Raw genomic sequence first — 15,206 nt, forward strand, 5'->3', positions numbered from 1 at the left:
ATAGGATCTATGCTTGCTTGGCACATTCTAGCGGTAAATCTAGGAGAATATTATGCAGATAAAGATCCAGAAAAAGCACTAGCTTGGAGCAGTAAAAATCCGCTTGCTCTCAGGAATCAAGCTGATCAGTTACTAGAAAGTAATCCAAATAAAGCAGCACAATTACTAGAAAAATCAATTTGGCAAAATCCTGTAGATTCTAGATCTTATCTTATGCTTGGGTTACTTCGAGAAAAAGCTGGGGATTCCTATTCTGCCCGAAAACTTATTAACACTGCCCTAAATTTAAGTCCAAGGCAATGGCCTCTACGATTAGAAGCGGCTAGTTTTTGGATAAGACAACAACAACCAGAACTAGCAGTAAAAAGCTGGAATGTAGCCTTGCAAATGAACCGGAGGCTTTCTAAAGAAATTTTCCCTTATTTACTCAATATTGCTCAAAATCCTAACACTATAGAGGTATTTGAACCTATTGTACGCTATACCCCAGATTGGTGGCCTAACTTCTTTATTTACGCTACAGAAAATACAATTCGCCCTGAGATTTTAAATAGCCTTTATAACATGAAGCGTGAATCAGGGTCACCTCTGAAGGAAGAACGTAATGCTTTTGTAACTCGATTACAGGAAGAAGGATATTGGACAGCAGCTTATGAAATTTGGCTAAATGACCTAAATAAAAACGAAAAAAAAGCAATAAACACTCCTTTTAATGGGGGATTTGAAATTCCTTTGGAAAGCACAGGAGGAGGATTTGACTGGAGCTTTCTTCAACCTAAAGGAGTAAAAATTAGCACAGCTGCTACTTATGGTGCAGATGGTGGATCTGCATTGCGTATTACGTTTTCAGGAAAAAGAGTTCAATTTCGCCATTTCACCCAGCCTATGTTATTAACTGCTGGGCGCTATGAAATGCAAGGAAAGGTGAGATTAGATAATTTAGAAACCACTAAAGGAATGCAGTGGAAAATGTACTGTATTGCCCCTGAATGGAATCAAATTGGAGAAAGTCAGCGGTTTATAGGTGCTAATTCATGGCAATTATTTAATTTCTCTTTTTATGTGCCTGATGATAAAACCTGTGAGGTTCAACTACTTCGTTTAGAATTATTGGGTCATGCACCTGCCGATTTTAAGATTAAGGGAACAATTTGGTTTGACTCCTTAATAATTAGGCAGGTTGCAGAAGAAAATATTAATTAATATTAATAAATTATGATTATCAGTGTAAAATACATACTGGTTTTGCCACTAAAAAGTGGCACAATGGGCTTGTAAGGACTTATAAGTCATCTTCAAATTTTAATCTTGCCATTAAGGGTGTTTTATGAATATAAAAAACCAAACTATCTTAATCCTAGCATTAGGTATTGGTATCCATTTTTCTGCCCATGCTCGTTCAAATATGGGTTTTTTCCAATCTAGCGGTCAAGGAAGTACGTTTACGCCTGGATCTTTTTCTTCTCTATCCGCCCAGAACTTTTCTGGAGCTGCAGGAATGAGAAATGCTTCAGTCTTGCAAAGTTTTTCAGGTGGCACAACAAGTGTGAGCAGCATGTTTACAGGTAATCCCTCTTTTGTAAATCAAGGTAGTGGATCTAACTTTCAATTCGCTGGTTCGGGTAACTCCTTTAATTCTAGTTTCAATACTACTATCATTAACAACTATATAAATATATATTATAATCAAACGTTTAACTTTAATAACGTATCTTTTAATAATAGCCCTATCATAAATGGGCGGGGTAATAATGTTGTTTACCATGGACATCACCCATTTACCCCTAGCAGCCCTGATGGAAGCGCCTAAGAAGGTATAATAGTTGATGAATGCTAGGACTATTTATCCCAGATCAGAGGGGGATAATATTTTGTGGTTCCTTTTAGGAACAGTTATTTTGTTTGCTCCTTTGTTTCGTGCGGGAATCCAGCCATTACCTCTCATGACTCTTGAATTGATGGCTCTGGCGTTACTTACCCTGGCTTGTTTAGGGCAAAAAAAAAACAAAAGATAACCTTTTCTGAAAGAGCTATCCTCATAGGGATAGCTCTTATTCCTTTAATTCAACTGATTCCACTACCCATAGAAATACTTTCAAAACTTTTTCCGGGAAGAGCGTTCTATGCTGATAATATTACCCAAACTTTAAATCAAGATGATATTTCTAACCGCTGGCACTCTATAGCCCTTATTCCGAGTGCAACAGAACTTGCTTGGCTTGCACTACTTCCACCTATTGCAGTTTTCATTTCCACTCGATATATGACGAGCCAGCAACTGAAAAAACTAACCTATTTATTCTTAGGGATTGCTTCTTTTGAAGCCATTCTTGGATTAATTCAGTATGGCGAAGGATCAGAGAACCTTTTCAGGCTAGGCAATGAGTATTACAGAGATAGTGCCGTTGGCACTTATGTAAACCGTAATCACTTGGCAGGCTTATTAGAAATGGTCCTGCCCATTGTCTTATCCATATTAATAGCTGTGATTAAAAAAAATCCTAATATTACATCAAATAAAGATAGAGGAAGCTGGCATCAGCTTCTCTTACGCTGGAGTAATAACCAAGGTAATTATTTCTTACTTTTCTTCACAATCGCTATTATTATCCTATTAGGTACAATTTTCACCCGATCTCGCACTGGCATTATGTTGGTAATGCTTGGACTAATTTTAAGTTTTTTTGTTTTTATCCGAAAAATAGACTTAAAAAAACTTTATGGCACGGCTGGTTTTATTATCTTTTCTAGCCTAATTTTTGCCTTCGAGATTGGTCTTACACCTATTTTTAATCGTTTTGCAGCGATAGATGAAAATATGGAAAAAGGTCGTGGGCTAATTTATTCTGGCACCTTACAAGCCATTAATGAATTTTTCCCTCTTGGGAGTGGTGCTGGAAGCTTTGCTGAAGTATTTCAACGATTTCAGCCTATTGATTTTACAGCAGGTTATGTGCATCGAGCTCATAATGACTATTTAGAATGGATTTTAGTAGGGGGGCTACCTGCTGCCATTTTGATTGTAGCTAGTCTTTTTGTATATGGTCGGAGATGGATCAAAGTTTGGCGTTGGGAACAAGAATCAATTTTTTATTTTATCCAAATTGGAGCAGGGATTGGGACATTATTATTATTGTTCCACACTTTGGTAGATTTTAATCTTCATATTCCAGCGAATGCTATTTTCTTTGCGTTTTTACTCGGGGTATTCTTCTATCCCTTAGAGCAGCAACAAATCCGTAGTAAAAAAAATAAGCCTACCGCTTCTTTGCCTTACTACCCACCTAAACCTAAGGAAATTCCTAAAGAGAATTTAGCTAATCCGTTTGACTAGATAGTGAGCATTTCTATGCTTGATATACAGCATCTGCAAATAAAATTTTCTGATGGCATCAATTATCTAAAACAAAACATTCCAGATCTATGGTCAGTATATGTATTTGGTTCCCAAGCAACAGGAGATGTTTGGAAAGAAAGCGATATTGATTTAGCCGTACTGGCATCCCAGCCCTTAGAGGAATTATATCGCTATAAGCTCCAAGAAGAGCTGATTGAAATATTCAAACAAGAAGTAGATTTAGTAGATCTAAAAACAGTCTCTACCGTATTTTGCATGGAAATTATCAACAAAGGACAGCGGTTATTTGTTGCAGATTCTGAATTGCTGGATGTGGAATTTTTTGAAGATCGAGTTTTTGTCGATTATGCACGACTTAACGAGGAGCGAGCAGGAATACTCACTGATATTTATCAACGAGGCAACATTTATTAATGGATGATGTGCTTCTAAACAAAATAGCTATGATTGAGCGATGCTTAGCTAGAATTAAAGAAGAATACCATGATGATGAAACTGAGCTAGAAACCAATTTTACTCGTCAGGATTCTATTGTACTAAATTTACAACGAGCCTGTGAAGCAGCGATTAGCCTCGCAATGCATGTAGTACGAGCACATCGTCTAGGTACACCTCAAGAAAGTAGAGATGGATTTGAGCTACTGTATCAAGCAGAAATTATTGACGAAACTCTATGCCAGCAAATGAAAAAAATGGTAGGGTTTCGCAATATTGCAGTCCATCAATATGAGAAATTAAATCTATTAATAATTCATTATATTATTGAAAATAACTTAAATGATTTTTTAAAATTTACACAAATTATTTTAAAACAGGCAAAAAAACAGCCACCTTAGTGCGGCTTAAATCTCAAGAAATAAGTGCAATAAAGCAAGTAGTCAAAGCTGTTTGGATCAAATACAAAAGTATATTTGCTTGGATCTAGAACTGATGACACTCAGCTTGGAGGAGACATTGATTTGCTGGTAGAAGTAAATAGAGTGGCTGATTCTTCTATTCGCTTTAAATTAAAAACCCAACTCTATCAGCTCACCGATGAGCAGAAAATCGACTTAGTAATAAATTATGCCAACACATCTGAAACTGCCTTTCAAAAAAGTATTAAGAAAAATGCTCTTCTTTTATGAATAGTATTCTAGAAGAATAATATCATCTACTTGCTAGTCTTATAATATTAGCGAAAGAAATGTTGCAGTACTTTGATATTACTATGAAAAATCAATCCTAATACTGATTAGATTTTTTAGAAACCCAAGCAGTATTGGCAGCTCGTTTTGCTCGGATGACTGATATTTTAACTCGAAGTATTTTTCGAGCAATTATTGCTGCTGAATTTGCAGACATGCAAAGATTTTTGGATGTATTAAATTTTATGGAAAAACTTAAAATTATAGATTCAGCTCGACAATAGGTTGAAATTAAAGAACTACGAAATATTATTGTGCATGAATATGAGGTTGATAATTTATTAAATCTCTATGATAAAATCTACGGCTATGTACCTATATTATTTGGTACTTTTAATCAAGTAAAAATTTATCTATCAAGTACTAAACTTAACAAATAAAAGTAAAAAACCATGAAAATACTTACATCACCAAAAAGTATGCTCATCGCTGTGACAAAAGCAAAATTCCATGTACTTCATTGTGGAATCGAGCTAAGTAAGTAGGTAATTAGCTTACAACAATCAAATTAATACTAAATAACAAACAGTGTTCAATTGGAGAAGTTTCTTAGGGGGATCACCACTAAAACGTGAGCTCGCATGGGGGGCAATAGGTAGTTTTGCATTATATGTAGCATCTAAATCTTTAATGCTAATTACCAGTATGCTACTCGCACGTTTGTTAGGAGCGAGCGGTTATGGGGTATATGCTTCAGTTATGGCATCCATATTGCTTCTTGGTGTACCCTCAACTATAGGATTACCAACTCTTATTATTCGACTATTTGCCTCTTATCGAATACAGAAAAAATGGGCATTTATGCGAGGGTTATTGCTATGGGCAAACTTTATAATACTTATCCTTACCTTAACTATAGGAGCTATTGTAGTATTTGTAGTACAAACATTTGATACTCATTTCGAACTTATGCATGGACCCATCTTATGGTGGGTAGTGGCTCTATTGGCTATAAGTCCTTTAAATACGTTGCGATCTGCTGGACTAGGAGGGCTAAGCCATGTCATTCTTGGTCAGCTTCCAGAAAGTTTTATTATGCCAATAATTTTTCTTATTTTAGTGATTATTTGGTATCTGATAGGAATTAACTTTACTTCAGTAGAAGCAATTGCCTTGCGGGTTGTAGCAACTACAATTTCCTTTTTAATAGGTACTTATCTCTTTTTTCAAAAAATACCTAAAGAGGTGAAACAGGTACGACCACAATACCAAGTCAGATCTTGGATAAAATCTATGCTACCTTTATTCTTTCTTGGAGGAGTATATTTAATTAATACCCAAACAGATGTATTAATGCTTGCATTTATTTCTGGTAGTAAATCAGCTGGAATCTACCAAGCAACGGTTCGTGGAGCTGAACTAGTCACTTTTTCCTTAACTATTATTACTATGGTAATTCAGCCAATACTATCACGACTCTATGTCAGTGGTGATTTATCTCGTCTACAAAAAGTAATTACTATGAGTACTAGGGTTATATTGTTATTTTCAATACCTACTGCACTAATTATAAGTATATTCGCTCAATCTATTCTATCAATTGCTTTTGGATCAGAGTTTACCTCTGGAGCAAATTGCTTAATTATTTTAAGTATTGCACAAGCTATGAATGCAGGCATGGGTTTATCTAGAGCAATTCTAAATATGACAGGTCATGAGAAAGATGCAGCTAAGGGAATGGCAACAGGTGCCTTAGTGAATATTCTATTAAATGCTTTATTTATTCCTTTCTGGGATATAACAGGAGCAGCAATAGCCACAGGAATAAGTATAGTTATCTGTAATTTAATACTTACTATTAAAGTACAAAAAAACCTAGGGCTTGTATCACATGTTATAGGAAAAATTTCATAGCTTATGAAAAATATACGTAAACCTAATTTTTTTATAGTGGGTGCTCCTAAGTCAGGAACAACGGCAATGAGTGAATATCTTCGTACTCACCCAAATATTTACCTAAGCAATCCTAAGGAGCCTGGCTTTTTTTCAAAAGATATATTTAAACCGCTCTTTCAAAGTGAAGAGGAATACTTATCTCTATTTGCTGCGGCAAACTCTAATCACACATATATAGGTGAAGGATCAGTACACTATCTATACTCTAAAGAAGCACTCCCTAAAATTCGAAGCTTTAACCCTGAAGCTAGAATTATTGTTATGCTTAGAAACCCTATAAATATGGCTCATGCTTGGCATAGCGAAATGGTTTATGGAGGAATCGAATCTGTACTGGATTTTGAATATGCATGGTCAATACAGACAGATCGGGAACAGGGTAGAAAACTTCCGAAATATAGTAGCTATAGTTCTAGCCTTCTTTTATATAAAAAAGTTTGCCAAATTGGATCCCAAGTAAAGGTACTTTTAGATATTTTTCCGCGTAATCAGATTCATTTCATCTTATTTGATGATTTTATCTCAGATACAAATAAAGAATATCAAAAGCTCCTTAGATTTTTAAATTTGCCTGATGATAATCGTGTTGAATTCCCTCTGATTAATGAAAATCGGGGGTATAAATGGCCAAGGTTAGCTATTTCATTAAGAGCAATTAAAAGGTATTTTTATACGCCTTTATATAATTTACGAAGACTAAAAAAACTAACCGGTAGAGGAGTAGAAACAGGAACAGGATTACTTAGAATGGTAGATAAATTTATTATTATAAAAGGAGGAAGGTTACCTCTACGCCCTGAATTTCACCAATACTTACAATGTGAATTTAGAGATGAAATTTTACTTCTCCAAGATTTACTAGGATGGAGATTAGATAAATGGCTGGAAAATAAAACAAAGTGAGAGCGCAAATATTTTTTCTAGCTTGGTTATTTCTATTAGCTTTACCGGTATTGTTACTTACTAACCAGTACGAGAAGCATTTTTCAATTTCTCTAATTCCTATTTTTATTTGTATTAGTTATAGCGGCTATAGATTAGCATATATTTCTGCTATAGGTAGACAAGAGATAGTAGCAACTACTTTTTGGGTATTTATATATGTTTTTTTAGGGATTTGTCCATTTCTCCAAATCTCAACAAACACATTTCCTTGGCCTGGGTATTACGAAGATGCTGTATTATTTAAGGCAGGAATGATTATACTAACTAGTATATTTTCATTTGAAATTGGAAATCGTGTTTTACCAAAAAAATTTGTAACTACTATAGCACCTACTATTCTAAAAAAACCTATTCAACTAAATACAGTAGGACTACTCGCTATTGTAGCCATAATTTTAGCAATATATTTTCAGCACAAGTTAGGTGGTATAGCAAATCTATTTGTAACTAGAATAGAGTCTACCCAATATTTGCAAGATCAATCTACAACAGGGACTATTGCTCCAAAAATAGCACTAATGAATAAATTAGCAAGAACACCTACTTATGTTATTTTAATAGCCACATTAGTAGTTTGGGTTACTTATATTAAAAATAGAAAAAAAATAAGTTTAAAATGGAAATTATTAGCTATTATTCTGTTTGGGTTTGTACTTATATTAAATAACCCTATATCTACACCAAGATTAATGATAGGTACTATATTGTTGAGTTTTTTTTTCATTCTTCCATGGCAGCGTCAATATGGGTTGTATATTGTTTTTGGATTAATTGTAACATTAGTACTTGTTTTTCCTTTTTCAGATCTTTTTCGCAATACTTTAGATGTATCTCTAAAGGAGCGTATTGAGCAAAAATCAGTAATAGATACTCTTATATCTAAAGGTGATTTTGATGCATATCAACTACTTGTGGATTCTGTTGTTGTTATAGATAACACCAGCTATCAGCTAGGTAAGCAAATAAGTAGTGCTTTTTTATTTTGGGTACCAAGATCTATATGGATCAATAAAGGTAAACCAACAGGCGAATTTATTGCTGAGCAGGTCGGGTATAAATATACTAATTTATCAGCTCCTTTATGGATGGAATTTTACGTTGATGGAGGATGGATATTCGTAGTTATAGGTTTTATTGGCTATGGTATTTTTGTACAAGCATTAGATTATTGGAATTATGTGTATCAATTTTCTACAAAAAACCTTAGCCCGAAAATAGTCTTAATATTTGTTCCGATTTATGCTGGTTATCAAATTTTTTTATTAAGAGGGGCGTTATTACCTGCAATAGCATATTTATCCTCAATAGTACTATTTATATACTTATGTAGTATTCGTGTTACTTTAAATATTAAATAACTAAGTATAATTATTTATGACTAAAATCATCTATTGGAACAATATCCCTGCCCCTTATATGATAGAGAGGTTTAATACCCTTTCTGATCGTAGTAATTTAGATTTTGAAGTTTGGTTTAACGATCGTGTAGTACCTGATAGAAGCTGGGCAATTGATGAAGCAACCTGGAAATTTAATTATCGCTATTTACCAGCAATTAGTCTTTTTGGAAAGAAATTTCACTTTCCACCAATGCAATTACTTACTAATAAGATAGATATATTAATCAGTTTGTATTCAGAGCCTGTAGTTTTAATAAGTTGGTTAATTGCATATTTAAAGGGAGTAAAAACTGTATTTATATGTGAAATCACCTGGGATCGTTGGATAAAACGACGGTGGTGGAAAGAAAAGATAAAGCATATTATTTTCCCATTAGTTGATGCAGTAATTAGTCCGGGGGAAAATGGTAAATCCTATGCTATGCGTTATGGAGCATCTTCTTCTAAAATTTTTACTCTGATTCATGTTATTAATGTTAGACATTATACTTTAGGGCAAGAAAAAGTACTTTTAAATCGAGATGAGATACGCACGCAGTTAAATTTAAAGGGATGTACTTTTATCTATGTAGGTCGTCTATGGTGGGGTAAAGGAATAAATTACTTATTAGAAGCATTTGCTAAAGTGCAACAACAAAGTAATGTGTCAGTAAGCCTACTTTTAGTAGGCGATGGTTCTGAAGAATCAGTTCTTAAACAAGTTTGTCAAGATAGAAATATTAAAAATGTAATTTTTACTGGGTTTAAGCAACAAAAAGAATTACCCCAATATTATGCCCTTGCTGATATCTTTATTTTTCCCACTTTAGGTGATCCTTATGGGCTAGTAGTAGACGAAGCGATGGCCTGTGCTTTACCTATCATTAGTACTAGTGCTGCTGGAGAAATTCACGATCGGATAGAAGAAGGAATTAATGGTTATATTGTGCCTCCAGAAGATAGTGAAACGTTAGCTGATCGGATGCTTCATCTTGTAAACAATCCAAAGCTTTGTAAAAAAATGAGTAAAGCGTCTGCAGAAAAAATAGCAGATCATACTCTAGAGCGATGGGCAGAAAATTTTGAGAAAATTGTTTATCAGTTAATGAGTAGACCAGACTTAAGGTGATCATTTTGTAATCTTTTTTATAAGCTAATAAGCTAGAAACCCTCTTTATTATTAATAAATATAATCTAAATTTATTCTCAAGAATTATATATTTGATGAATATAACAAGAGGTTATCGGTAGTCATGAAAAAATTAATAGACATTCTTACAGTAAAGAGTTTTCTACTATTCCAGACTTTATTTTTTACTGCTTATCAAACGATTGCTGCTGAGTCCTGTTCTGAAAACGCTATTCCTATAATTAGTTCTTGGACGCATACTGCTAATCCAGATCAAAGTCTTCTATTTATTGGGGATTTATTCCCTTTAGATTCTGAAATAAATTTTGAAGGAAGCGATAATGCTCACTTTTCTGGAAAAACCCAATGGGTAGATAAAACACACATTTTAGTTACCCTACCTAATTCGATAAAAAAAGACATTTATTCCTTACGCATAGGTAAGGATAACTGTTGGAGTATACCTGTTTTTATAAATGCGCCCGAACTATGGTGGAATTACCCAGCTATACCTAAGCCAAATGAAAAGGTTAGATTATTTGGCAGAAATTTAGCTTATCTTGAAAATTCTCATCCGGCAGTATATTTGCAATCTACTGATCATCCAGAAATAAGTAAATGGATTAATGCTAGTGTGCAAAATCAATATGCCCTTACTTTTAAATGGCCCAATGATATAACCTCTGGACAATGGCAAATACGAGTAGCAACTGCTAGCAAGGTACAAAGAGGTTGGAGTGATCCTTTAGTAATAGAAGTTAATCCAGCAGTAAATGAAGTAATTAATAAAATACAAGTTTCTAATATTGCAGATCTGCTTAATACTATCTCGCAACTTTCTCATACAAAAGATAAAACAGAAATACATTTAGCAGCAGGAGCTTATGAGTTAGGTAAAACTTTATTTATTCCTGAGAACATTCAGCTTGTTGGTGCTGGAAAAGAGAAAACAATCTTAAAGATTGTTAAAGATTTACACTCCATAAAAGGGTTAGTGGGCGAAGGATTACCTTTTTCTAAAGGTATTGAACAGTCTCCTATAGAATTATATAACATAGGCTCTGTGGCAAAGACAGCTATTTTAGTGGCTGGATCTAATAGTGGTCTTTCTAATCTTGCTTTAATTGGTAACAAGAGTACACAAATAGGGATATCCATTTCGGGTACAGTAAAAAACCCATTGCACAATATTAAATTATCAGAAATTAAAATTAGCCATCTTAGTAAAAAAGGTGTAGAGCTATCATTAGAAGCAATACTAGCAAGATATGTACATGGGCTTGAAATTAAAGATAGCACGTTGTATGGGAATGGTGCAGCTATATTTTTAGAGCATATTTCCGATAGTGCTATTGTTAATAATCAAGTTACAGGATTATCAGAAGGTGTTATTTATACTCGTGAAGGAATAGTAAAACACTGTATTATTGAAGGAAATACTTATTTGCCCACACAAGTAGAAAATTTATCTGGTGTTAGGGCAATCTATATGAGTACTCAATATGGCTCCGTATATGAAAATTATATTGCTAATAATAAAGGAGCTCATTTTCATCCTCCTAAAGGCACTGAGCAAGACAGAGGAGAAGCAATTTTGATAGAGAGCTCATTAAGCCATCCTTACTATGGAACTCCTGCAAAGGTAGGTAATAATTTCATTGTATTACCTGATAAAGAAGTTGACTGGCAGGCCTTAAACAATAAAGAGAAAAGAGGAACACTGCCTAGTGGGTATTTTATTATTGTAGTTTCTGGAAGAGGGCAGGGGCAGATTAGGCAAGTATTATCATTAGAAGATCGCACTTTACATCTATCTAAGCCATGGGTAGTAAATCCTGATGAAAACTCCATTATCGTAATCTCTGAAGCAGTATATCGCAATTTGATTTTAAATAATAAGATCTCTGATTCTCTATCCGGGATACAGTTATGGATTACCGGAGCAGATAATATAATTGCTGGAAATGAACTATCTGATACTAAACGTGAGGGTATTCTTCTTTATGGCGAATTAGGTAGAAAACCCTCTGAATTTAAATTGAATCCCAAACAAGATGATCTCTCTTATCCATTTGGTAATTTACATAGAGCAGGATACAACTCTGGGATAGGAGTAAGTTACTTTAATGAGGTACATAATAATAAGGTAATAAATTCAAAAATCGGAATAAGCATAGCTGTTGATGATTTTCGTACTAGGGTAGGGGGTATAGCTTTTCCTATTTCTGTAGGAAACAAAGTATGGAATAATCAAATAGATACTACTAGTAAAGAGGGGATTACTGTGGGGTTGCGTGGGTCCCCTGTGGGTTCAATAAAAAATAAAGGATATTCATTACTAGGTAATATTATTGAACAAAATATAGTAAAAAATATACCTAAAACTTATAATTCTGATATGAGATCTCAAGCATCTGTGCTTAGAGAAAATATATTTTACTTGAAGAGCAAAGAACTATTAAAAAATATTAAAGAAAGTGAATTACCAATATTAAATTTGAAAGATAGTATTTCGATTCAAGAAAATAATATCATTAAATAAGCTCTCTTTATGTTAAAGCTATAAATACAGGTACGAGTTCTTGAACTCTAAGATATACATAGTAAGCTAATGACAATAATATAATATTAAATTAATTATGTTACCAACTAAAACAGTACTTATTACAGGTGGACGTGGGTTTATTGGCGTTAACTTAACCTCATTATTACTTTCAAAATCTTGTGACCTACATGTCTTAGATAATTTAAAACGCTCCTCGCCAACAGGTTGGCAACCTAGTTTAGCTGATTTTAAGCAAGTTGACATAATAAATAATGGAGAAATCTGATCTTGTATCAGCATTTTCAGGTATAAATAAAACACTCTCTGGTGAGACCACTGATTCATGACCCATATCCTTAGTATTATCCATTATCCAGTTTTTGGTGGTCCTCATAATAGTAATATGCGACTTATACCTTTTTTACAAAAAAAGGGTATTCAAACAACTGTGTTATTACCAGAGGAGCATGGAAATGCTGCTGAGAAATTGAAAGATGCGGGTATTCAGGTAGTATTGATTCCCCTACACAGGGCAAGAGCGACTCTAAACATTGGTACTCATTTTCAGTTTTTCACTCAATTTTCTGCTGAAATACGAGAGATTAGTGAAATTATTCAGCGATTAAAAATAGATATTGTCCAAATTAATGGATTAATTAACCCTCATGGTGCGATTGCGGCACATAGGGTAGGTGTCCCAGTTGTTTGGCAAATTCTTGATATTCATACACCAGTAATTTTACGATATGCTATAAAGCCATTACTGATGCATTATGCAGACGTAATCATGTGTACGGGGCAAAAAGTAGCTAATAAACATCCAGGAGTTACAAAAAGACCAGATCGTTTAGTCAATTTTTTTCCTCCAGTTAATTTAACTGATTTCTCTCCTAAAATATCTACCAGAAATCAAGTACGCCAAGAACTTGGTATAGATACTTCAATTCTAGTCATTGGTACAGTAGGGAATATAAATTTAGTAAAAGGACATGATAATTTTATTCATGCTGCTGCTCAAATGAAAGCTAAAGTTCATAATACGTGTTTTTTGATCTTAGGTACTATACATAACAATCACAAAAATTATGCAAAGAGTCTAGAAATACTTGCAAATAACCTCGGGCTAAAAATAGGCCAGGATTTAATTTTTTTAGACCCAGCTGGAAGAGTGCATGAGCTAGTACAAGCCATGGATATATTTTGGATGACATCTCGTTCAGAAGGAATACCAACTGCGATGGAAGAGGCAATGGCACTGAAACTACCTATTGTAAGCTTCGATGTTGGATCAATTGGAGAGCTAATTATGCATGGTTGTACAGGATATCTAGTGCAGGATCAAGATCCAAAATTAATCGCTAAATATACTTTAGATAACTTACTTGATGAAAAAATAAGAAATGAAATGGGTAGTCGAGGTCGCCATTTCATTCAAGAGCATGCCGCTCTTGAAGTTTGTGCAGAGCAACACATAAAAGCATATAGTTTGGCTTCAAAGTATAATAAATAACTCTAGTACAGAAGAAAATATCTAGTAGTTTTTATTAATATCGCACTATATTTCAGAGCTGTTTAATATAGATATAGTTAGTTTAAAGCAAAAAATGAAAAAAGCACTACTTACCGGTATTACTGGTCAAGATGGGATGTATTTGGCTGAATTGTTGCTCAAAAAAGGTTATGAAGTCCATGGGATTAAGCGACGGGCTTCGCTTTTTAATACGGATCGAATTGATCATCTCTATCAAGATCCTCATGAATCTAAAAGACGGTTTATGCTTCATTATGGGGACTTAACGGATGCGACTAATCTCATTCGTATTATCCAAGAAGCACAGCCTGATGAAATTTATAATTTAGCGGCACAAAGTCATGTGGCCGTTTCTTTTGAAACTCCGGAATATACTGCAAATTCTGATGCCTTGGGTACGCTGCGAATTTTAGAGGCTATTCGAATCTTAGGATTAGAGCAAAAAACTAGATTTTATCAAGCTTCCACTTCTGAATTGTATGGGAAAGTACAGGCTATTCCCCAAAATGAATCCACACCTTTTTACCCTCGCTCTCCCTATGGAGCAGCAAAGTTATATGCTTATTGGATTACGGTAAACTATCGGGAAGCCTATGGTATGTATGCTTGTAATGGGATTTTATTTAACCATGAATCCCCGGTACGAGGGGAAACTTTTATTACCCGTAAAATCACAAGAGGATTAGCGCGAATTGTCCTTGGGCTACAGAACTGTCTTTATGTGGGCAACCTTGAAGCAAAACGGGATTGGGGTCATGCCCAAGACTATGTGATAGCTCAATGGTTAATGTTACAGCAAGAATCGCCTGAAGATTATGTAATTGCTACTGGATTACAGCATTCAGTGCGAGATTTTATTACCCAGGCGGCAAGTATTTTAGGGATTACAGTGACTTGGCAAAACCATGGAGTAGATGAAGTAGGGATAGTAGAGTCGATTTCTGGTAAGGCCCAAGAGCTAGATACTATTAAAGCTGGGCATACCCTTGTGCAGGTTGATTCCCGTTATTTTCGCCCTACTGAGGTGGAAACTTTGCTTGGAGATGCGAGTAAAGCAAGGAAAAAACTAGGATGGGAACCAAAAATTTCTTTCGGTACTTTGGTAGAAGAAATGGTGATGGAAGATTTAAAAGTTGCTCAACGGGATAATCTTTGTCGCCAAGAGGGGTATCGTACTTTTAACTATTTTGAGTAGTTGTTTTTCTTTTAATTAGACTAGTTAAACTAGCTTTTTCC

The 15,206-nt window shown here is 34.5% G+C and carries 16 protein-coding genes; all 16 read left to right on the forward strand.

Going from position 1 to position 15,206, the window contains the following annotated elements:
* Positions 1–9 precede the first annotated feature (9 nt).
* The 16 genes from NSCAC_RS04115 to gmd all read left to right on the forward strand — a co-directional run bounded on the left by NSCAC_RS04115 (position 10) and on the right by gmd (position 15,165).
* Positions 10–1,203, forward strand: a complete 1,194-nt coding sequence (locus NSCAC_RS04115) for a tetratricopeptide repeat protein (RefSeq protein WP_232085990.1) — start codon at positions 10–12, stop codon at positions 1,201–1,203.
* Positions 1,204–1,327: 124 nt separating this feature from the next.
* Positions 1,328–1,810, forward strand: coding sequence for a hypothetical protein (locus tag NSCAC_RS04120; protein ID WP_197745145.1), 483 nt, complete (start codon positions 1,328–1,330; stop codon positions 1,808–1,810).
* Between the two features lie 16 nt (positions 1,811–1,826).
* A complete protein-coding gene (locus tag NSCAC_RS08815) occupies positions 1,827–2,015 on the forward strand; it encodes a hypothetical protein (RefSeq protein WP_232085991.1) in 189 nt (62 codons plus the stop codon).
* Positions 1,985–3,334, forward strand: a complete 1,350-nt coding sequence (locus NSCAC_RS04125; protein ID WP_232085992.1) for an O-antigen ligase family protein — start codon at positions 1,985–1,987, stop codon at positions 3,332–3,334. Before NSCAC_RS08815 ends, NSCAC_RS04125 begins: the two co-directional genes overlap by 31 nt.
* 15 nt (positions 3,335–3,349) lie before the next feature.
* Entirely contained in the window at positions 3,350–3,772 is a 423-nt protein-coding gene (gene mntA, locus NSCAC_RS04130) for a type VII toxin-antitoxin system MntA family adenylyltransferase antitoxin (protein ID WP_197745146.1), read from the forward strand.
* On the forward strand, positions 3,772–4,194 hold the full coding sequence (gene hepT / locus NSCAC_RS04135; RefSeq protein ID WP_197745147.1) for a type VII toxin-antitoxin system HepT family RNase toxin: 423 nt from the start codon (positions 3,772–3,774) through the stop codon (positions 4,192–4,194). The genes mntA and hepT overlap by 1 nt, the downstream gene beginning before the upstream one ends.
* A gap of 48 nt (positions 4,195–4,242) precedes the next feature.
* Positions 4,243–4,485, forward strand: a complete 243-nt coding sequence (locus tag NSCAC_RS04140; protein ID WP_456298416.1) for a nucleotidyltransferase domain-containing protein — start codon at positions 4,243–4,245, stop codon at positions 4,483–4,485.
* Positions 4,486–4,619: 134 nt separating this feature from the next.
* Positions 4,620–4,769 (forward strand): hypothetical protein, encoded by a 150-nt coding sequence (locus NSCAC_RS04145; RefSeq protein ID WP_197745149.1) that lies wholly within the window; start codon positions 4,620–4,622, stop codon positions 4,767–4,769.
* Positions 4,770–5,073: 304 nt separating this feature from the next.
* Entirely contained in the window at positions 5,074–6,399 is a 1,326-nt protein-coding gene (locus NSCAC_RS04150) for a flippase (RefSeq protein ID WP_456298409.1), read from the forward strand.
* 3 nt (positions 6,400–6,402) lie between these two features.
* Positions 6,403–7,344, forward strand: coding sequence for a sulfotransferase family protein (locus NSCAC_RS04155; RefSeq protein WP_197745151.1), 942 nt, complete (start codon positions 6,403–6,405; stop codon positions 7,342–7,344).
* Positions 7,341–8,744: an oligosaccharide repeat unit polymerase gene (locus tag NSCAC_RS04160; RefSeq protein WP_197745152.1), complete on the forward strand. Its 1,404-nt coding sequence runs from the start codon at positions 7,341–7,343 to the stop codon at positions 8,742–8,744. The genes NSCAC_RS04155 and NSCAC_RS04160 overlap by 4 nt, the downstream gene beginning before the upstream one ends.
* 16 nt (positions 8,745–8,760) lie before the next feature.
* Entirely contained in the window at positions 8,761–9,894 is a 1,134-nt protein-coding gene (locus NSCAC_RS04165) for a glycosyltransferase family 4 protein (protein WP_197745153.1), read from the forward strand.
* A 124-nt stretch (positions 9,895–10,018) separates the two neighbouring features.
* Positions 10,019–12,436 (forward strand): right-handed parallel beta-helix repeat-containing protein, encoded by a 2,418-nt coding sequence (locus NSCAC_RS04170; RefSeq protein WP_197745154.1) that lies wholly within the window; start codon positions 10,019–10,021, stop codon positions 12,434–12,436.
* 97 nt (positions 12,437–12,533) lie between these two features.
* Entirely contained in the window at positions 12,534–12,725 is a 192-nt protein-coding gene (locus NSCAC_RS04175) for an NAD-dependent epimerase/dehydratase family protein (protein WP_197745155.1), read from the forward strand.
* A 57-nt stretch (positions 12,726–12,782) separates the two neighbouring features.
* Complete coding sequence (locus tag NSCAC_RS04180) at positions 12,783–13,949, forward strand: glycosyltransferase (RefSeq protein ID WP_197745156.1); 1,167 nt, start codon at positions 12,783–12,785, stop codon at positions 13,947–13,949.
* A gap of 94 nt (positions 13,950–14,043) precedes the next feature.
* Positions 14,044–15,165 carry a GDP-mannose 4,6-dehydratase gene (gene gmd / locus NSCAC_RS04185; RefSeq protein ID WP_197745157.1) on the forward strand — a complete coding sequence of 374 codons (1,122 nt, stop codon included), beginning with the start codon at positions 14,044–14,046 and terminating at the stop codon, positions 15,163–15,165.
* Positions 15,166–15,206: the final 41 nt, after the last annotated feature.

Source organism: Candidatus Nitrosacidococcus tergens (genome assembly GCF_902810445.1).
Classification (GTDB): domain Bacteria; phylum Pseudomonadota; class Gammaproteobacteria; order Nitrosococcales; family Nitrosococcaceae; genus Nitrosacidococcus; species Nitrosacidococcus tergens.

Excerpts from the sequence above, each read along its gene's own strand:
- NSCAC_RS04170 (WP_197745154.1), top strand. The coding sequence starts at position 10,019 with ATGAAAAAATTAATAGACATTCTTACAGTAAAGAGTTTTCTACTATTC.
- hepT (WP_197745147.1), top strand. The coding sequence starts at position 3,772 with ATGGATGATGTGCTTCTAAACAAAATAGCTATGATTGAGCGATGCTTA.
- NSCAC_RS08815 (WP_232085991.1), top strand. The coding sequence starts at position 1,827 with ATGAATGCTAGGACTATTTATCCCAGATCAGAGGGGGATAATATTTTG.
- NSCAC_RS04165 (WP_197745153.1), top strand. The coding sequence starts at position 8,761 with ATGACTAAAATCATCTATTGGAACAATATCCCTGCCCCTTATATGATA.
- gmd (WP_197745157.1), top strand. The coding sequence starts at position 14,044 with ATGAAAAAAGCACTACTTACCGGTATTACTGGTCAAGATGGGATGTAT.
- NSCAC_RS04175 (WP_197745155.1), top strand. The coding sequence starts at position 12,534 with ATGTTACCAACTAAAACAGTACTTATTACAGGTGGACGTGGGTTTATT.
- mntA (WP_197745146.1), top strand. The coding sequence starts at position 3,350 with ATGCTTGATATACAGCATCTGCAAATAAAATTTTCTGATGGCATCAAT.
- NSCAC_RS04155 (WP_197745151.1), top strand. The coding sequence starts at position 6,403 with ATGAAAAATATACGTAAACCTAATTTTTTTATAGTGGGTGCTCCTAAG.
- NSCAC_RS04115 (WP_232085990.1), top strand. The coding sequence starts at position 10 with ATGCTTGCTTGGCACATTCTAGCGGTAAATCTAGGAGAATATTATGCA.
- NSCAC_RS04120 (WP_197745145.1), top strand. The coding sequence starts at position 1,328 with ATGAATATAAAAAACCAAACTATCTTAATCCTAGCATTAGGTATTGGT.
- NSCAC_RS04180 (WP_197745156.1), top strand. The coding sequence starts at position 12,783 with ATGACCCATATCCTTAGTATTATCCATTATCCAGTTTTTGGTGGTCCT.